The sequence below is a fragment of the Leptonema illini DSM 21528 genome (assembly GCF_000243335.1).
GTDB lineage: Bacteria > Spirochaetota > Leptospiria > Leptospirales > Leptonemataceae > Leptonema > Leptonema illini.
Genome location: NZ_JH597773.1, coordinates 3,498,385 through 3,515,497, shown reverse-complemented (window position 1 = coordinate 3,515,497; position 17,113 = coordinate 3,498,385). Strand labels below are relative to the sequence as shown.

At 53.8% G+C, this 17,113-nt stretch carries 18 protein-coding genes; 7 read left to right on the top strand and 11 right to left on the bottom strand.

Annotated features, from left to right (window positions below; genetic code table 11):
* Nucleotides 1-98: 98 nt before the first annotated feature.
* The 4 genes from LEPIL_RS16140 (at nucleotide 99) to LEPIL_RS16125 (ending at nucleotide 3,678) form a co-directional block, all read left to right on the top strand.
* The gene (locus LEPIL_RS16140; protein WP_040919009.1) at nucleotides 99-1,373 is read left to right on the top strand and encodes a hypothetical protein; all 1,275 of its coding nucleotides are present in this window, start codon (nucleotides 99-101) and stop codon (nucleotides 1,371-1,373) included.
* Between the two features lie 245 nt (nucleotides 1,374-1,618).
* Complete coding sequence (locus LEPIL_RS16135) at nucleotides 1,619-2,074, top strand: DUF192 domain-containing protein (protein ID WP_002774041.1); 456 nt, start codon at nucleotides 1,619-1,621, stop codon at nucleotides 2,072-2,074.
* 78 nt (nucleotides 2,075-2,152) lie between these two features.
* Nucleotides 2,153-3,325, top strand: coding sequence for a CPBP family intramembrane glutamic endopeptidase (locus LEPIL_RS16130; protein WP_143464665.1), 1,173 nt, complete (start codon nucleotides 2,153-2,155; stop codon nucleotides 3,323-3,325).
* A gap of 2 nt (nucleotides 3,326-3,327) precedes the next feature.
* On the top strand, nucleotides 3,328-3,678 hold the full coding sequence (locus tag LEPIL_RS16125; protein WP_002774039.1) for a hypothetical protein: 351 nt from the start codon (nucleotides 3,328-3,330) through the stop codon (nucleotides 3,676-3,678).
* A gap of 29 nt (nucleotides 3,679-3,707) precedes the next feature.
* On the opposite strand, the gene LEPIL_RS16120 is transcribed toward LEPIL_RS16125, so the two are convergent.
* The 7 genes from LEPIL_RS16120 to LEPIL_RS16085 all read right to left on the bottom strand — a co-directional run bounded on the left by LEPIL_RS16120 (nucleotide 3,708) and on the right by LEPIL_RS16085 (nucleotide 8,881).
* The gene (locus LEPIL_RS16120) at nucleotides 3,708-4,073 is read right to left on the bottom strand and encodes a hypothetical protein (RefSeq protein ID WP_002774038.1); all 366 of its coding nucleotides are present in this window, start codon (nucleotides 4,071-4,073) and stop codon (nucleotides 3,708-3,710) included.
* Between the two features lie 37 nt (nucleotides 4,074-4,110).
* Nucleotides 4,111-4,680, bottom strand: coding sequence for a DUF4256 domain-containing protein (locus LEPIL_RS16115; protein ID WP_002774037.1), 570 nt, complete (start codon nucleotides 4,678-4,680; stop codon nucleotides 4,111-4,113).
* An 80-nt stretch (nucleotides 4,681-4,760) separates the two neighbouring features.
* A complete protein-coding gene (locus LEPIL_RS22455; protein WP_002774036.1) occupies nucleotides 4,761-5,444 on the bottom strand; it encodes an alpha/beta hydrolase in 684 nt (227 codons plus the stop codon).
* A 78-nt stretch (nucleotides 5,445-5,522) separates the two neighbouring features.
* Nucleotides 5,523-6,215: a DUF1361 domain-containing protein gene (locus tag LEPIL_RS16105; RefSeq protein WP_143464664.1), complete on the bottom strand. Its 693-nt coding sequence runs from the start codon at nucleotides 6,213-6,215 to the stop codon at nucleotides 5,523-5,525.
* A 192-nt stretch (nucleotides 6,216-6,407) separates the two neighbouring features.
* Nucleotides 6,408-7,001 carry a hypothetical protein gene (locus LEPIL_RS16100; RefSeq protein ID WP_002774034.1) on the bottom strand — a complete coding sequence of 198 codons (594 nt, stop codon included), beginning with the start codon at nucleotides 6,999-7,001 and terminating at the stop codon, nucleotides 6,408-6,410.
* 607 nt (nucleotides 7,002-7,608) lie between these two features.
* A complete protein-coding gene (locus tag LEPIL_RS16090) occupies nucleotides 7,609-8,286 on the bottom strand; it encodes a hypothetical protein (protein ID WP_002774032.1) in 678 nt (225 codons plus the stop codon).
* Nucleotides 8,287-8,296: 10 nt separating this feature from the next.
* Nucleotides 8,297-8,881 (bottom strand): TetR/AcrR family transcriptional regulator, encoded by a 585-nt coding sequence (locus LEPIL_RS16085; RefSeq protein WP_002774026.1) that lies wholly within the window; start codon nucleotides 8,879-8,881, stop codon nucleotides 8,297-8,299.
* Nucleotides 8,882-9,062: 181 nt separating this feature from the next.
* Between LEPIL_RS16085 and LEPIL_RS22450 the strand changes: the two genes are divergently transcribed.
* Entirely contained in the window at nucleotides 9,063-9,938 is an 876-nt protein-coding gene (locus LEPIL_RS22450) for an alpha/beta hydrolase family protein (protein ID WP_002774025.1), read from the top strand.
* Between the two features lie 20 nt (nucleotides 9,939-9,958).
* Here the strand turns inward: LEPIL_RS22450 and LEPIL_RS16075 are convergent, their stop codons facing one another.
* The 3 genes from LEPIL_RS16075 to LEPIL_RS16065 all read right to left on the bottom strand — a co-directional run bounded on the left by LEPIL_RS16075 (nucleotide 9,959) and on the right by LEPIL_RS16065 (nucleotide 14,408).
* On the bottom strand, nucleotides 9,959-10,855 hold the full coding sequence (locus LEPIL_RS16075) for a glutamate--tRNA ligase family protein (RefSeq protein WP_002774024.1): 897 nt from the start codon (nucleotides 10,853-10,855) through the stop codon (nucleotides 9,959-9,961).
* Nucleotides 10,852-13,056: an adenylate/guanylate cyclase domain-containing protein gene (locus tag LEPIL_RS16070; protein WP_002774023.1), complete on the bottom strand. Its 2,205-nt coding sequence runs from the start codon at nucleotides 13,054-13,056 to the stop codon at nucleotides 10,852-10,854. The genes LEPIL_RS16075 and LEPIL_RS16070 overlap by 4 nt, the downstream gene beginning before the upstream one ends.
* Before the next feature lie 137 nt (nucleotides 13,057-13,193).
* A complete protein-coding gene (locus LEPIL_RS16065; RefSeq protein WP_002774022.1) occupies nucleotides 13,194-14,408 on the bottom strand; it encodes an acetyl-CoA C-acetyltransferase in 1,215 nt (404 codons plus the stop codon).
* A gap of 177 nt (nucleotides 14,409-14,585) precedes the next feature.
* Here LEPIL_RS16065 and LEPIL_RS16060 point away from each other — a divergent pair, with 177 nt between their 5' ends.
* Both LEPIL_RS16060 and LEPIL_RS24125 read left to right on the top strand, forming a co-directional pair.
* On the top strand, nucleotides 14,586-15,170 hold the full coding sequence (locus LEPIL_RS16060) for a CarD family transcriptional regulator (RefSeq protein ID WP_002774020.1): 585 nt from the start codon (nucleotides 14,586-14,588) through the stop codon (nucleotides 15,168-15,170).
* A gap of 56 nt (nucleotides 15,171-15,226) precedes the next feature.
* A complete protein-coding gene (locus tag LEPIL_RS24125; RefSeq protein WP_002774018.1) occupies nucleotides 15,227-16,357 on the top strand; it encodes a PIN/TRAM domain-containing protein in 1,131 nt (376 codons plus the stop codon).
* Nucleotides 16,358-16,416: 59 nt separating this feature from the next.
* Here the strand turns inward: LEPIL_RS24125 and LEPIL_RS16050 are convergent, their stop codons facing one another.
* Nucleotides 16,417-16,899 carry a DUF1564 family protein gene (locus LEPIL_RS16050; RefSeq protein WP_002774014.1) on the bottom strand — a complete coding sequence of 161 codons (483 nt, stop codon included), beginning with the start codon at nucleotides 16,897-16,899 and terminating at the stop codon, nucleotides 16,417-16,419.
* Nucleotides 16,900-17,113: the final 214 nt, after the last annotated feature.

The following is a 17,113-nucleotide window of genomic DNA, read 5'->3' as shown; positions in this document are numbered from 1 at the left end:
TCGGATTACTCAAACGAGGCCACCAGCTGCTCTGCCGGCCCATCTCCGACTTACAAAAAACTATTGCTTTTCCTTGCAGGGCCCGTCTAATCGGAGCTATGATGAAAAGACCTCTTGTTCTGAGCGCAGGCCTTGCCCTGATGCTTGCATTTACCGCTCATTGCGGCAGCGGAAGCACGACCGACGATTCCGGTCAGCGCGGCAGTTTTCAATCCGAATGTTTAAACGGGCAGATCACCGTCTACGGCGAGGCCCCTCTGTTCACAAGCGTATCGGCTACTCGTATGAAGGCGAAAGAAGATGCCTGCCGTAAGGCCGTTGAGAAATGCATCGGCAGCACCGTGGCCGCCCATAGCGGCGTCGGCGACGGACAGTCGACGGGCACAGAGATCTTTGCTCAGGCTCAGGGCATCTGCAAGAACGATCAGATCATCGACGAAAAGGAATACATGCTTGATACGATCAAGATGATGAAGCTTTTCGTGCGCTTCAACGTCAGCAAGGTCGATATCCAGAGCACGATCGACACGATGAAGAAGCTTGTCGGTAACCCTAAAGTCATGATTCTGATTCGCGAAGAGTACAACCTTGCCGGCGCCGCCAAAAAAGTCGAAGGCTTCACCTCGCGCAGCGGACAGGCGTCGTCTCAGTTGCAGAACTTCCTGATCTCGAAGGGTTATACAATCATCGATTCGCGATCGGTCGTCACCGGCGGCTTCAACGAAGAGCTGGCAGCCGCCGATCCGTCCAAACTGCCCGATATTTTGAAAGATCGCGCCATGGCAGCGGGCGCTGACGTGCTTGTCATCGGGACGATCGATTCCAACCCGCAGGCATCGGCACAACCGCAGATGAAAAGTTATCAGGCGACCGGAACGCTGACGATCCTTGCGCTCTGGGGACGCGGCAGCGTGCTTGGAAGCTATCGTGAAGCGATGGGCGGAGCGCATGTGACCGATATAGCGGCCGCGCAGGCTTCAGTGATTCGATTCTCTGTCGGAACGGCGAAGGATCCGATCAAGCAACCAGGTGGATTTGCAAAGTTTCTCGACAGTACTCTGAAATCGAAGTGGTCCGAGATGACGCGCAATAACGTCATCGTCATGCGTGTACGCGGACTCGATCAGAAAGGCGCCGGAACGTTCCGCGACGACCTGGTCGAGCGTACCGCCGTAAAAGAGGTGAACGAGATCAGCGCCGACTCAAACGAGCTGATCTGGGAGGTGACGTATCCGGGACGTGAGTTTGCGCTGCGTGATACGCTCGCTTTTTATGGCGAAGATCCGCGCATGTTCTTTGTCGTGCGTGATACGGGCAAAAAGATCGTCGTCGATGCGGTGAAGCGCGGTGAGATCATCCTGCACTTCCAGTAAGCTTTAGAAGAACGGGTGGCTGCGTTGGTTCGATGGCTGCCTGACATCCGCTTGAGTATCGTCGGCTAACGGGTCGCCTGCATCAGAGGCGGCCCGTTTTCGTTAAGCGCACAAAGCGTATAGAGCGCGGGTTGGCGTGAGCCAGTGCGGACTCGAACGGGCTTGATCAGAAGCACTCTGCGGCATCCGAAAATATGGGACACAGTTTTGCTTGCCAGCCGCTCTGATCCGGCTAAGAGAGTTCTATGCCACTGATCCGACCGGCGATTGTACTGCTGCTCTTCCTTGCATCCTCCTGTTCTCTTGTTTCCGGAGATCTGTGGCCGCGAAGCCGCATCGAAATCGAGATCGGCGGCATTCCCGCCCGGGTCGAGGTCGTTCGCACAAAAGAAGAGCGACAGCAGGGCCTCATGCATCGCACCTCCCTCGGAAAGGATGAGGGCATGCTTTTCGTCTTTCCCGAAGAGAAGATCCAGTCTTTCTGGATGAAGAACACGCTCGTCCCCCTTGATGTCGCCTTTTTTGATTCGCAGGGCTTTCTCGTCGACGTGCAGCGTATGGATCCCGACGACGGCGCGCGGATCTACAGCTCTTCGTCGCCGGCGCTCTACGCCATCGAGATGAACGCCGGTTGGTTCGCCGAAAAGGATCTGCGTCGCTTTGCCAGACTGAAGCTGCCGCATCCGATCGTGGGAGAATAAAACATTCTGCTTAGAGGCAGATGATCTATATAGAGAAATCGATTGACGGGATTTCTCCGTCATTGGAATAAAGACGTGGTGCAGCGTACATATCTCTGTTCTCTTATTACTTTGCTCCTGTTCGCGGGGCCTTTCTTCGTCGGGCCGACGTCGCTTTTCGCGCAGAGCCCCGACGAGCCGCAACCCGCCCCGGAAAAACCCGCCTGGTGGGATCGCTCGATTCCGGCGCCGCATCGTGGCAGCATCAGCCCGAATAAGGCCGCTCTTCTCGGTATCGTGCCCGGACTCGGGCAGGCCGCTCTCGGAAACTACGGCACGGCCATGTTTCAGTTCGGGCTTTTTTCAGGCTCGATCGCATCGGCGGGCACGCTTGCCTCTAAAGATGACTACATCGAATTCGAGGATCGTCGTGTGACCTATGATCTGGAAGAGGTGCTGCTCGGACGAGAGTTAGCCAGACAGGGCGTTCTTTATTCAGATAACGCACTGTATACGATGGCTCCTTTTTCGCTTGAGACTGCCTACGATCGGCAGATGCGCATGATCAAAGACGGAAAGATCGCCGAAACAAATCCGCTGGTCGAATACGGTGAATACAACCGTACCAACACGCGCACCGAGATGGCGGGCGCTTACGGGCTGATGGCGCAGAGCACGATCTTTTATTCCGTATATTCGAGCTATCGGGACGCCGGCGCCGGACGGCATGATGAGCGCATCGAAGAGTTGCTGATCGCTCCTTTTCAATGGAAGTATCTTTCAAGCCCCTGGGTATATGTGCCGCTTGCCGTTCTTGCCGGCGCCATCGGATCAAGCGGTCCGTATAATGACACAACACTGGTTAACGATCGATTTATGAACGACGGCACCCGGGAGTTCTTAACGGTCTATCAGTCTATGAACGCCGCCGTCGCCGAAGAGGCGTTTTTTCGCGGCTATATGAACCATACGCTTTCGCGACGTCACGGTCCGTTCACAGGCGGTCTCATTTCGGGCACGCTGTTCGGCCTCGCGCATCTACAGGGTGGCGCTCCGGTCGGTTCCGTTCTACCGCAGACGATGTACGGTTATTACTTTGCTTTCATGCAGCATAAGAACGGCGGCGATATTCGCGAAGGCATCGCCCTGCATTTCTGGTGGGATGTGATCATCTTCGCCTATCAATTCCAGGCCTACAAGGCCGACAGACGTCATTCACGCAGTAAGATGGAAGTGAACTTCATGCCCATCTCGTATACGATGAGGTTTTGATCATGAAGCGATTCTTAAATATGCGTAAGCCGTTCCGCACGCGCCATTTTGTGTTTTTTGTCTTGATTATTTTTGTTCCGCTTCTTTCGTCCTGCGTCGTCGAGAAGATAGAGCCGACTGAGGCCAATATTGATCTCTTAGTCGCCATCGAATACAAGCGCTCGGAGTGCGGGTCCGTTCCGCCCATTCCGCTGTTTGTGATCGATGAGCTGGAGAAGAACGCCCTTGCCGGTTGCGTCATTGCTATCATGTCTGCGCCGTGCCCGATGACGGAGTATCCGCTCATCTGCGTTCGTATGTACGGCCAGAACCTTCCGGGCGCCGTCGATCTACAGGATGCCTTCGTTCCGTAGTTAGGGGTAGTGACGGGTGTGGTTCGGGTTTATTGTCTGTGCTCCGACCATTCTTCTTCGGCATGACGTTCCAGAATGCGTTCCACTTCCTGGCGGCGCAGATCTTGAATCTCTTTGCGTAACGTATCGTTGTGCTTGAATGTGAGATATCCCGTAACGGCAAATCCGACCACGGGCAGGAGCGTCAGAAAATAACCGTGTTTCATCTCGCGGGCCAGCGTCGCCGTGCCGGCAACATACAGCGAGAGGCCGGCGATACTGATGCCAGCGGCCTTGAGACAGTATGCCCTGTAGGCGCGCAGCTCCATGGTACCGAGATCGGGCGAGAACAGAAAGAACGCTGCTACGGCGAACAGCAGAAATGTCAGAGCGCTCAGTACGTATCTACGTAGCATTGATTCCTCGTCGGAGTTATGGGATTAGCGTTATTCATCATACCCTCAACGCACCCCGGAAGCCTCTTGCCGCATAATACGACGAAGCGCCGTTATGATAGATAAAGACGTGATCGTAGCGGCGATCGCCGAAAAGGGCGCCGCCCAGTTTGCGGATGGGCGCCGGTGTTACGATCCAGCTCGAAGTTTTCAGATCAAACTCGCCGAGCGTTTGAAGCATTCGGTACTGTTCTTCGGTTAACAGATCGATACCGATGGCAGCTGCCATATCAAGAGCGGAATCGGCGGGCTTTGCTTCTTTGCGATCGTCAAGCGCCTTGCGGTCGTAGCAGAGGCTGCGTCGCTCTTTCGGGCTTTCGGGCGAGCAATCGAAGAACGTGAGCTGGCCGGTCTTTTTATCGTAATCGACGACATCGGGTTCGCCACCCGTGCGTTCCATCTCGTTCAAAGACCAGAGCTTCTCGGGATTCTTTTCAAGCCGACCGAGCACCGTCGCCCATTCAAGGCCTTTATGGCGGGCCATATTCTTTTCAAAGCGTGCTTTGAGGATTTTCATCAGTTCGGAAGTTTGGGTTGCGTTAAGGGCGTTGCCTTTCTTTTGTTTCATAGCGGGCTCCAGAGGGGTTGCTCGGTTTCTTCGTTGCGATCGTAATCGGAGCCGAAAACGGTCAAGAGCTTTTACTCGATTTAGACGGCCTGTGATTCGAGCGAACTCAAGAAGCGAGCGGCCGCCTCTCTGTAGCCCTGAAATCCGGGAACGCCCTGCCACATGCATTTCGATCCATGAAAGCCCTCTTGAGCGGGCTTGTAGAGGTTCAGATGCTTTGCGTCACAATGCCGGAATAGGCTCTTCATCTCTTCGAATTCCTTTTGGGCGGCAGTGGCAAAGCAGGGCGTCTTCAACGCTTTGATCTCGTCGGCCAGCCGGATGCCTTTCAGATGCTCTCCCGGACTGAATAGCATCAGGGCTTGTATTCTGTCGGATTGTAATGAAATGAGCAGCGCAAGGGCCGCCGAGTAGGAGCTGCCAAGCAGGATGATCGGTTTGCCCTGATTCAGTTTGTTGCAGGCATAATCGACGGCGGCCTCAATATCCTGCCGCGCATCAAGGTAGCCCGTAGGGAGCCCTTTCTGCTTGGCCAGCGTCGATGTTTGATTGACCTCTTTGAATATGTTCATGCCCGATCTCTGGTCGATGGCAAGGCATGAATAACCCAGCTCGTTGAAAAAAGGCGCCGTCTCACGATACTCCGCCCTGTTGCAGTGAGATCTGTGGCAGAGCAGTATCAGGCCCTTCGCGTCTTTTACTTTATATAAATCGGCCGTAATCAACAGGCCGTCCTTCGATTTGAATGTTTTTGTTTGGTGCATGGGGTTTGGTTGTGTCCGTTTCTGGTACGTACACATATAACAGTCAGAGCTTCGTCTTTTTCTGAAAAACAATGCCGTTCATGGCTCACCCTTGTCGTATCGCATTGTTGCAACAGAAACAAGCATCACGTAGCCAAGAAACAGGCCAAGAGAGGTCAAGCCCAGAATCGAGGCCATATGAAAATCAGAGGGAGACGTCTGTAAAAGTTTCAGGGAGTCGACCAGCAAGCTTCTTGGATTTTCGACCACATCCCAGGAATTCCAGCGCTGAAATCGGCCGAGGTAGATGCCGAAAGAAGCAAGCGGCAGTACAGCGAGGACAAAGAGCCATCCGATGAAGCGATTCAATCGGTCACTGATTACAAGATGCATGATGCGCAGCGAGAAAAGGCCGGCCAGCAAGCCGTTCCATGAAAAGGAGTAAAGAAGGACGATATCAAACCAGATCGGAACGCCTTTCTTCGCCTTTAGATGAACGAAATCCGTTACGATATAGGGAGCGTTGGGGAAGAAAAGCAGCCAGGTAATAAGAAGCAGAAGAAAAAGAACGTCCATCCTGCGACGCCGTAACTCATAGTAAACAAAAGCCACATAGGCGATGCCCAGCGGAATGATGGCAAGGAAGAGATTCCAGACAAGAAAGCGGTACTGATACTTCTGAAAGAATATCTGTCGGGCTTCGATCAGGGCCAGGCTTGCAACACACGAAACGGCCAGTACGGTCATGGGAGCGAAAAAAGGGAGCGATCGAATTCTCAGTATGCTGGCCATGGTTTGTTCTATGTGCGAGTAAGCCGAATCAGCCGACAGACCCACTTGTTCATTCTTGTTTAGCAGGCGATGTGAAACGGTCAAGAAAATGCTGGGTAATGGGGCAGGGCGGACTGCTACAGCCTCTGAAGTGTCTTAGGTCTGAATGGAACGGCCCGGCACTAAGCCTGTCCTCATCGTATCTCGACGGAGTTATTCAACCTCTAAGACCCTCTTGCACACCAGCGGACCTTCGAACGGGTTCTTGAATTCGTATTTTCGCTTTTCGGGAACCGGATCAGGATCTATTCCTTCTAATGAAGTAATCTGCGCCTCCTCCGGGCCGACACGTAATACCATTTTCACAGGAAACGTTGCTGTGACTTTGCCGTAATCGGATAACAACTGCCTCTTGCACTGTAGTTCACAATTCCGATACGCCCTGCCCGAAAGATCGGACTCTACGTGGAAGCAGCCACCGAAGCACAGATTGTAGTTCGGAGTGGAGTAGGGGAACTCTATCTCTATTGTTTCAGGAGCCGGGCTGTGATAAGTGGCCTGATGCGCAGTCGCAACTGGCACCGGATAGAGAGCGAGATGCACAACAGCCTGACGATTATCGGCAAGTTCGACACGCGGGCATACAGAAATGGAAAAATCTGATTGTGTAGCGCTGTTTCTTTCACAGCTGAACGGAATCAGCAGCAACTTCTGCCCCGGCTCGGATTTCTCTGGTAGTGCGCAGGAATCTTGCTTCTTGAACGGCGTACATGCCGACAGAAGGACCATGAAGATCGTTAGCCGCATATTCAAAACAGGCATCTCTGCATAAGAGAATAATTAGAAGGGTTAAGACTAAAGTTCGTCCTGTCATTCCCGAACCGATAGATCCGCATCTCCTGCGGCGATCTTTGAGGGTAGAGTTCTACTCGATCCGTGCAGAGCTTGATGTCAGCGCACGGCTTGTCTCCATGATGGAACCATAACGCTAACGGACTGCCTTTATGAATTCCTTCGGCGCGAAAATGAAGCGTACTGGAGTATGCTTCGACGCTATCCGGTCCCCAGGTGACATGGGCTTTCTGTGACAGCATTCCGCCCTCGGCTCGATTTCCGCGCACAAGAAGACCGTCACCGCCGCTGCCGACAATGACAGTGAGGACTCTGTCCTCTGGAGCAAGGTTGATATATACGGTCCAGGGAAAAGGCTGATGGATTTCCAGCGGAAAGAAATAAGCACGACATTTTGCATGATCATCATAGATACAGGGAATAGCGTGCTCCTGGCCGATTGCGCCTGTCAGGTCGTACTGTTCGACGGTGCCGTCTGTATGTGTTTCTATAATCTGCGTCGCTGAAGAAGCGCACCTCATAACAGGTACTGTCAGCGCGAGCAGGATTGTAATTACGGCCCTCACTGTGCTTCTCGTGCAGTTATGTTGAGATCTTTTAGCATCTCAGTGAGGCACTGCTCTAAACAATAATAGGCACCCCATTCCCAGCGAAATGTTTCCCGGTAAAGGATCTCTTGAATTTGAATCCGAATGCTCTCTGGCCTTCCAGAAGCTGCAAAGCGATGAATAAGATGATCGGCTGTCTTCTTTGCCAGGGAACTAGCCAGGTCGGCAGACCACCAGTTTTCGTTGTTTTCGATTCCACGTTCTTCGCGTAAGGCTTTTGATTCAAATTCAAACTCGAATCCATCTGGCCGTTCCGCCGGAGAAAAGGCAACGGTCAGAGAGGCATAGCTTTCATGGCCGCCCGAATAGGATTGCGATCTTATCTGAGGAGCCTGAATTTTTAGAACCGGAGGGATAATGATGTCAGACCAGACCAGGTTACCCTTTCTGGTTTTTTCCGCGTGCTCAATCAGGCGGTTGGCGTCATCCTTGTTTGAAAAAGCAACGATAGCTTTAATAGGAGCTCGGTGAATGCTTGTTTCTGTAGTTTCAAAGCCAGTATACTTTATTCCGGAATTAAACAACCAGGCCCGAAAGGTATCAATATTAACGTCCCGGTTTTGGGTTCGGAGTTCTACAATGCAGGGGGCGAGTAGAATGTCTGGAAGTCGGCCGGTAATGAGGGTGTGCATAGGAAATGCCCTAACTCTTCACGACCGGCACCGATCGAGCGATATGCTTGAGTTCTTCGCGCATCAGCGTCAGGTAACGCTCCTCGCCTGTAAGATAGAAAAGACGCATGCCTCCCTGAAAGGCGACGAAGACGCGACGGGCCAGGTTTTCGGCCTCGGCATCGGGAAGCGGTATAATCTGCTGGACGCTTCGTTGCATCGTCCGGATTAACCGATCGATCGTCTCAAGAACATGCGGACGCATCTCGGGAATCGAGGCAACCTCCCCCGCAAAGAGTCCGATCGGACAATCCTGCCGCTTGCTGTGTTTCAGCGATCGGCGCACGAGGTCGACCCAACGATCGGTGAAGCGTTCGAGATCCTCGCTTGTGGCGGCGACTCGCTCGATCAGATCGGCGTGGCTGTGAGTGAGGCTGGCCAGGTATTCGACGGCCAGGTCCTCTTTCGAGGTGAAATGGTCGTAAAGGCTTTTTTTGTAAGCGCCGGCCTCGGTCAGAATCTCAGAGATACCCGTTTCGGCATAGCCCTGATCCCGGAACAGATGAAAGGCGCTGTCAAGGATGCGTTCTCGGGGATTCTGCTTTTCGTGTTTCATGGCTTACTCCGGCATTCTATTCTACACGATTTTCTGGAAAAGGAAAGAAAAAGAGTAGACCGATCGGACTACTTTTTGTTAATCTAAATAGACCGAACGGTCTACTGCCTTCAGGGGCGGCAGGCCGGATTCTCGATGACTGAGCGGTTCTGTAGAGGACCGCTTCTATATGGAGGAGTTTATGGCAGAAGTAGCGCAAAAGCGCCTCGAAGAATTCACGATCGCCGCAAAAGACGGATTTGCTCTCTCGGCAACGCTCTACCACCCCGAAAACGGAAGGGATCGCCCCCCGGTGCTGATCAATCCCGCTTTCGGGGTGAAGCGTGCCTTTTACGCCTTCTATGCTCGTTTTCTGGCGCAGAAGGGTTATCCGGTCCTGACGTTCGATTATCGCGGCATGGGCGGATCAGCCGGTCCGGGCCCCGAGAAGGTGCTTGATCCGATGCATTCCTGGGCGACCTACGATATCGCCGGCGTGCAGAAATGGATCGAAGAGCGTTACCCATCGTATCATCTCATGGGGCATTCCGGAGGCGGATGGCTGATGGCCTTTCTTCCGCAGTCCGAGAAGATCCGTTCGATGGTTTTCCTCGCTGTGCCCGACGGATACTGGAAGCATTATTCGGGTCTGACGCGTTTCAAGATGCTGTTTACCTGGCTGTGGACGCTTCCTCGCCATGTGAAAAAGAACGGCGCTTTGCTGAAAGGAAAGGGATGGTACGGCGAAACGCTTCCGCCTAACGTAGCCCTTGACTGGGCGAAGGTATGTCGCTATAGCGGCTTCATCGAAGATGAGAGTCTTGAACATCCGGCGAAGTATGCGGCGCAGTACGATCGGCCTACGCTGGCCTTCAGCTTCGAGGATGACGAGTATGCTCCGACCAACTCGTCGGCCTCGCTACTGCGGCGCTTTCGTACACTGAAGCTCAATCATCGCCACATTCATCCGCGAGACCTTAAAACCGACGAGATCGGACACTTCGGCTTCTTAAAGCCGAATCGCAAGAAAGACCTGTGGGAAGAGACGGCGCAGTGGTTCGATGGGCATAGCGATTGACGGTTTGAAACCGTGCATATCTATAAGTTGATGTTTTGAAACAGCTTCGCGCATTCGTCTGCATGAAGAACCTCAGAGGTTGTTAACCCTGCCAGCCGTGCTGCATGCCCGAGCAATTGCTCGGGCCTTTTTTCGCCTGCGGCACGCATCGCGCGAAGATGCAGGCTCTGATGCGTCTTGCTGAGCTTACGACCGCTTTCGTCATAGAGAAGCGGATGATGATAAAAGACGATGTCCTGGAGCTCTTTACCGAGCAGAGGGGCGAACAGTCGGCGCATCTGTAATTGCTGGGCCGTCGATTCGAGCAGGTCTTCTCCGCGGATAATGAGGTTCACATCCTCGACAATGTCATCGGCGACGACGCAGAACTGGTACGTGAAAAGCCCGCGGTTATCGCGCAAAAGCGGATCTGCCTGATCCGTAACACACGTTTGCTTGCCGAGGCGCAGATCTACAAATCCCTGCGATTCGGCATTCAATTGCAGACGGACGCCACTTTGATCCGAAAAGGGAAGGCCTCGGTTGCGGCAGAATCCATCATAGCCGGCGCCGGAGCCTGCTTCGTCGCCGACGATTCTCGTCGCAGCCCGGCGCTGCTCGATCATTTTTCGCGAGCAGCTACAGGCATAAACAAGCCCGGCCTCGCGCAGACGCTCAAGCAGCCGTGTATAACGTTCCGCATGTTCACTCTGCACCGACCACTGCTCATTGCCTGTCGTGAAGCCCAGCCAGCGCAGGTCGCTCTTCCATTGTTCGGCAAATTCAGGTCGGCAGCGCAATCGATCATGGTCTTCCATGCGATAGACGATGTCGGCCGACGTCTTTCGAGCGATGCCGAATACGTGAATCAGATGCAGCAGATGGCCTGTATGCATCTCTCCGGTGGGCGAAGGGGCGAGTCGGGAACGCAGCTTCATTTGTATCGCAGCTCGGTGATCCCCTCCCAGTTTTCGGGAATACCCTTTTCAACGAGACGCTGGCAACGCCGGCTGTAGATCCTGGCCACACCGTCGTCCGGGTCGTCCGAAAGAATCGTTTCAAACTGCGCCTGAGCGGACGTAAAATCCCCGGAACGGAAGCTCTCTATGGCACGATGAAAGGCATCGGCATGTTTCTCGTGAAGCTCTCTCTGCGCCGGCGAAAAACCGTCCAGAACCTCGATGAGACGCACGGCGTTCTTTTTGCCTTTTACGCGAACGATGTCGATTTCTCTGAAATGAAAGCGTTCGCGCTGTTCGAGCCTGTCAAGAAGCTCGCCCGTTATCAGGATGGTCGAATGGTAGGCTCTGGTTAACCCTTCGATACGAGAGGCGAGATTTACCGCATCTGAGATGACGGTGCCCTGCATGCGTTCGTTTTCGCCGATCGTTCCGAGAATCATCGGACCGAAATGAATGCCGATGCCGACGTCGATGGGTTCAAGGCCGGCGTCGATGCGCTCCTGGTTAAACTGTCGCACCTTCGCTTGAATCTCGACGGCGGCGTCAAGAGCATGATCGGGGCTACCCGGAAACAGGGCCATGATCGAATCGCCGATGTATTTGTCGACGAAGCCATCATGCTTTCGTATGATCGGCCCCGCTTCGCCGAGAAGCGAATTCAAAAAGTGAAAGTTCTGTTCGGGCGTCATCGACTCCGACAGTTCCGTAAACGATCGGATGTCAGAAAAGAGTACGGTCATTTCCATGCTGCGATGATCGCCGAGGCCGATTTCCGTGATGTTTCCTCTCGCAAGCAGTCTCAGAAACTCCTCGGGAAAGAATTTACTGTAAGCCGAGTTCAATTCTTTCATCTCATCGGCTAACTGTTCGGCCGTACGGTAGGCTCGCGAGAATCGTTCCGATATGATGTAGGATTTCGACAGGATAAAGACGAAAAGGCCGAGCGGCGTGAGCGTCGTGAACAGCTCTATTGTGAAGATCTGCTCCAATCTCAGAAGATCAAGTACGACGCATCCGCCGAGAAAGAGAATGCCGCCAAGCGCCTGAATGGCGCCCGGTCGTCGACGACGTGCGGCCAGGCCCATCGTGGCGACGACCAGTGCGATGCCGGCGACGATCACGACCTCATAGTAGGGCAGGCTCTCGGTATAGAAAGTTGGATGCGTGAAGCTGACGACGGCAAGAAAGGCCGCTGCAATCAACCAGAAGGCCTGAACGACGCGCAGCTTCACCTCCTGCGGATACAGCGAATAAAGAAACGTTAAAAAGAGCGGAATGGAGAGATAACCGGTGAAGAACTCAAGGCGATTGGTGACGATCCACGGCAGGCCGGGGAAGGCCGTCTGAAAGAGCCTCTCGCCCATCAGAATCGTGCGCAGAGCGATGTCGATACAGAAGAGCCCGAACCAGAACGGACTGGAATCCTGTTTTCTGAGGATGTATAATCCGAAATGATAGAACCCGATGATGAGAATGCTGCCGAACAGGAACATCTCATAAACGATATTGCGCCGCACGACGGCATCGATCTGAGCGGGCGTGCCGACCAGAACCTCTCCCTGAATCCCGCCGTGACGATCGACAAAGTTAGCCACCTGAAAGCGAAGGTCGATGTCCTTTCCTGGAGAAACGATGAGATCCACCGTACCGGGACGGTAGTAGGGCGTGAAAGAATCCTCTGAAGTGCCGACCCTGCCTGCCGTATATACCGTTTCGCCGTTTGCTATGACGGTCATCGACGAACCGGCGTCGGGAATCTTGATTGCCAGTATAGCCACGGAAGCCGGTGGCCGGATTGTGACCGCGTAGGAGGCGTATCCTTCTCCGTTCAATTTCTGGCCTTCCGGGTTTTCTCGCGGATCGACAGTTTGCAGTCCGTTCCAGATCGTCGGTGGGGCGAGAATAAAGCCGTCTTCGGGCAGCGGTTCATTTGCGGGCAGCAGTGTGTTCCAGAAGAACTTCCACTCACCTTTGAGCGGTACTGCTCCGTCGCGCTCGGGATTCCATTGGGTAAGGTCGATAGTGCCGTCGTTTACCGAGAACGCTTGCGGCGCATCGCCGGACTTCGTGCAGGAAGAGGAGAGAAGGACTACAGATAAGAAGACAAAAATGAGATTGAGAAACAGGATAAAGATTCTGATTCTGGAGTTCCGATAGACAGGCGGCGCAGAGAGCATCACTGAACACTTTACAGGGCAAGGACCCCGTCAAATGACTTTTGATCTGCCGCTGCATAGCCTTACAGGTCAAAAAAAGGCGGAAGCATTGCCTCCGCCTTTGCTAAAACGGCGCCGGAGCGCAACGAAAGCCAGCGTTATCCGATACGCTCGACGATCGTGGCGACGCCCATGCCTCCGCCGATGCAGAGCGTTACAAGACCGTAGCGAGCCTTGCGACGTTCGAGTTCGTCGACGATCGTGCCGAGCAGGATGGCGCCCGTTCCACCAAGCGGATGGCCGAGAGCGATCGCACCGCCGTTTACGTTTACCTTTTCGCGGGGGATGCCCAGTTCGCGCATAGCGAAGATTACGACGGCAGAGAAGGCCTCGTTGATCTCCCACAGGTCGATGTCGTCGGCCTTGAGACCGGCCTTTGCAAGCGCCTTCTGCGATGCCGGAACGGGTCCGGTGAGCATGATCGTCGGTTCGGTGCCGGCGACGGCCGTGGCGACGATGCGTGCGCGGGGCTTCAGGTTATGCTGCTTCGCCGCCTCTTCTGATCCGAGAAGGACGATGCCCGATCCGTCGACGACGCCCGACGCGTTACCCAGGGTGTGTACATGCTGGATAGCCTTCAGTTCCGGATAACGTCGCAGGGCGATGGCATCGAGTTCCTTTTCGCCGATCGTCTTGAAGATGGCGCCGAGTCCCGAGAGGAAGGCGTAGTCGCTTTCGATGCGCGGATGCTCGTCGAGAACGATGTCTTCGCCGTTCGGGCCTTTTACGGCAACGATGCTGTTCTTGAAGCGGCCCTCTTTGATGGCGACATCGGCGAACTGCTGGCTCTGTTCGGCGTAGCGGTCCACTTCTTCGCGGCTGATGTTATACTTCGTGGCGATAAGATCGGCCGAGATGCCCTGCGGTACGAGGGCGTAGTCGTTCTTTAATACCTCGTTACCGACGGCAAAGTCAAGGCCTTCAATATCGGCTCCCATCTTGACGCGGCTCATCGATTCGACGCCGCCGGCGACGACGAGATCCATCTGACCCGAGCCGATCATACCGGTCGCATTCTGAATGGCCTGCAGGCCAGATCCACAAAAGCGGTTCAGAACATAGCCGGGAACGTTTTCAGGCCATTTCGCGGCCAGAACGGCATTGCGAGCGATGCAGGCTCCCTGTTCCCCGACCTGAGAGACGCAACCGAGGATCACGTCTTCAACGGCAGACGGATCGAGATTGTTTCTCTGAGGAAGGGCCTTCAGGGGGACGGCTGCAAGGTCAACCGGATGAACATGCGCCAGTACGCCGCGTTTCTTCCCTTTTCCGCGGGGCGTACGTACCGCATCGAACACGTAAACTTCTTTCATGCGTTTCTCCTGGATTCCGGGCCTTTTCGGCCGCCGGATCTTCGTTTCGGGGAATTGACATTCAGATCAATCCCCTGAAACGACGGTTCGAGAGCGGGAAATTCGGTCAAATCGAAAAAAGCCTTGTCGGATTCTGTCGCTAAGTTTTCGTTGTTTGCGAGCTATCCTGGACTACTTATGCCTCAGACGAAAGCCAAGAAAAAATCGGCTCCTAAATCCGCTCCGAAAACTGCTCCCAAACCGGCTGCTGTGCAGAAGGTTAAAAAGGAGTCGGTTGAAGAGACCGGTTTCGCTGAGGGCGATTACATTGTTTATCCGATGCATGGCGTCGGTAGAGTGACAGGCATTCAGAAACAGACCATCCTGGGAAACAAAACGCTCTGTTATATTCTTGAAATCCAGAGTAATAAGATGAAGGTCGTTATTCCGGTCAATAAGGCGAAGGAGACCGGAATCCGTGCCATTATCAAGAAAACCGATGTAAAGAAGGTTACGAACTTACTGCAAAAGGACGAAGTGGACACGGAAGAGGACTGGAAAATCCGCTATCAGAATAATCTGAATAAAATAAAGTCCGGTTCCATCTATTCCGTAGCAGAGGTCTGCCGGAATCTTTACAAAAGAGCGCGAGATAAAGAACTTTCCCTGATGGAAAAAAGGCTATATGAATCGGCCTATAACCTCATCACCAGCGAGATTGCCATAGCAAAAGGCATCACGCAGGAAGAGGCCGGTAACCTTATTTCTGATATCCTGTCCTGATCGCCCGCCGTCTGAGAAGAAGTCCATAGCTCAATCTATTCTATAGAGAGTGAGTTATGAAATCTCTGTACCGTATTCTTGGTCCGGTTCTTGCCGGACTTGTGGCTGCTGCGATAGCCCTACCTCTTTCTGAGGGATCGCTGATTTCCGTGATTGTGAACGGAACCGTTGCTCTGATCATCGCCTTTGTTTTCTTCAACACAGAAACGATTTTCAAAGGACTGACCGCCGACGGCCTTGTGTATGTGGCCACCGGCCTTCTTTTCGGCCTGATGGCCGCCTTCTTTCTCGGCCAGATCGCCGATGCATTGCAACTTCCGCGTCCGTATCGCCCCATCGTTTATGTCGTTCCATTTGCCTTTTGCGTCTATGTGGGGATCTTTCTCGCACACTCGCCGGGCCTGCGCCTGATCGGCGGCTTCCGCCATGACGACGAAGTATCGGGGACGACCGAGAAGATCCTCGATACGTCGGTCATCATCGACGGACGCATCCTCGATATCGCCCAGACGAATTTCATGGAAGGGCCGTTTATCATTCCGAACTTCGTTCTGCGTGAGATCCAGCTGATCAGCGATTCGCCCGATCCGATCAAGCGCAATCGCGGACGCCGCGGCCTTGAGATGCTGAACAAACTGCAGCAGCTCGATAACATCAAAGTGAAGATCAGCTACATCGATTACACCGATACGCGTGAGGTCGACGCCAAGCTTGTGAAGCTGTCACGTGAAACGGGCGGCAAGCTCATCACCAACGACTTCAACCTGAACAAGGTCGCCGAATTGCAGGGAGTCGAAGTTCTGAACCTGAACAGCCTTACGAACGCTCTCAAGCCGATCGTTCTTCCTGGCGAAGACATTCAGATCGAGGTCATCAAAGAAGGCAAAGACGAGAATCAGGGCATCGGCTATCTCGAAGACGGCACGATGGTCGTCGTGGAGAACGGACGAGCGCTGCTCGGCAAGCACATCACCGTAAACGTAACGTCGATCATTCAGACGGCGGCGGGCAAGATGATCTTCACCAAGGCAACAGGCCAGGTGCACGAAGATCCTCGCGAAGAGGAGCGCCGTGCGCAACAGCAGAAGGGCGGCGGACGCCGCGACCACTTCCGTGGCAATCGTGGCCGCGGCGATCGCGGCGACCGCAATGAAAATCGCGGCGACCGCGATCAACCGAAGCGTTAGACGATGAAGAGAGGCCGCCCGTGAAAGGGCGGCTTTTTTATTGGTGCGTGCGCGGGATGCTATGTTTGCAGGATTCTCGTGAGTTTTCTGGTGACTGCATCGACACAAATTGAACAAAAGACTTCAGGATTCCAGTGCCCCTTCACCCAAACCGGTGAAGTTCCTCCATCGTCCAGAGATATCACCCCCATTGCGATCAGCATTAAGTACACAAAAATATAGCAGCGAGAATACCCAGTAGCATTCGAAATCGCCGACAGCCGCCCCCAATCCCGGTCATCCGGATAAAAATTCACCCGGCACAAATCCTGCCCTTCTTCCTGATACTGCTTCTTCCACTTACCGGTCCTTTCAAGGCAGCTCAGCTTGTATTCAAGCTGTGGATCGTTCATGAGTATGGAAAGGTACGCGCCAAGAGCCAGATGCCCGACCTTAATGTAGGGGCTTCGCCAGAAATATCTCTTAAAATAGGATTCCGGAATGAGTAAAGTGGAGCGTGACCGGTAGTAAGGCTCCCAATCAACGCGAGTCTGTTCGTTCATATAAACGGAAGGTCCCGGAACGGTCGAATTGATAGAGATATTTTTCGTTGGGTCAACCAAAACCGTGACGGAGTGGAAACTCCAGATGACAGTTGAGCCTGCCGCCCTGACAGGGTTGCGTTGTTAACCTGTTTGCTGGAAATAGAGCCTTCAATGGCTCAGAATCGGCCCACTGCCGGACCACCAATTGGGCCCCTGGCGATGAGACCGATTC

Bases quoted from the DNA above. Each gene is read 5' to 3' on its own strand.
- LEPIL_RS16125 (WP_002774039.1), top strand. From the start codon at position 3,328: ATGAAGCGATTCTTAAATATGCGTAAGCCGTTCCGCACGCGCCATTTT.
- LEPIL_RS22455 (WP_002774036.1), bottom strand. From the start codon at position 5,444: ATGCACCAAACAAAAACATTCAAATCGAAGGACGGCCTGTTGATTACG.
- LEPIL_RS16140 (WP_040919009.1), top strand. From the start codon at position 99: ATGATGAAAAGACCTCTTGTTCTGAGCGCAGGCCTTGCCCTGATGCTT.
- LEPIL_RS16135 (WP_002774041.1), top strand. From the start codon at position 1,619: ATGCCACTGATCCGACCGGCGATTGTACTGCTGCTCTTCCTTGCATCC.
- LEPIL_RS16120 (WP_002774038.1), bottom strand. From the start codon at position 4,073: ATGCTACGTAGATACGTACTGAGCGCTCTGACATTTCTGCTGTTCGCC.
- LEPIL_RS24125 (WP_002774018.1), top strand. From the start codon at position 15,227: ATGAAATCTCTGTACCGTATTCTTGGTCCGGTTCTTGCCGGACTTGTG.
- LEPIL_RS16115 (WP_002774037.1), bottom strand. From the start codon at position 4,680: ATGAAACAAAAGAAAGGCAACGCCCTTAACGCAACCCAAACTTCCGAA.
- LEPIL_RS16050 (WP_002774014.1), bottom strand. From the start codon at position 16,899: ATGAACGAACAGACTCGCGTTGATTGGGAGCCTTACTACCGGTCACGC.
- LEPIL_RS16070 (WP_002774023.1), bottom strand. From the start codon at position 13,056: ATGCTCTCTGCGCCGCCTGTCTATCGGAACTCCAGAATCAGAATCTTT.
- LEPIL_RS16105 (WP_143464664.1), bottom strand. From the start codon at position 6,215: ATGGCCAGCATACTGAGAATTCGATCGCTCCCTTTTTTCGCTCCCATG.
- LEPIL_RS22450 (WP_002774025.1), top strand. From the start codon at position 9,063: ATGGCAGAAGTAGCGCAAAAGCGCCTCGAAGAATTCACGATCGCCGCA.
- LEPIL_RS16075 (WP_002774024.1), bottom strand. From the start codon at position 10,855: ATGAAGCTGCGTTCCCGACTCGCCCCTTCGCCCACCGGAGAGATGCAT.
- LEPIL_RS16085 (WP_002774026.1), bottom strand. From the start codon at position 8,881: ATGAAACACGAAAAGCAGAATCCCCGAGAACGCATCCTTGACAGCGCC.
- LEPIL_RS16090 (WP_002774032.1), bottom strand. From the start codon at position 8,286: ATGCACACCCTCATTACCGGCCGACTTCCAGACATTCTACTCGCCCCC.
- LEPIL_RS16065 (WP_002774022.1), bottom strand. From the start codon at position 14,408: ATGAAAGAAGTTTACGTGTTCGATGCGGTACGTACGCCCCGCGGAAAA.
- LEPIL_RS16100 (WP_002774034.1), bottom strand. From the start codon at position 7,001: ATGCGGCTAACGATCTTCATGGTCCTTCTGTCGGCATGTACGCCGTTC.
- LEPIL_RS16060 (WP_002774020.1), top strand. From the start codon at position 14,586: ATGCCTCAGACGAAAGCCAAGAAAAAATCGGCTCCTAAATCCGCTCCG.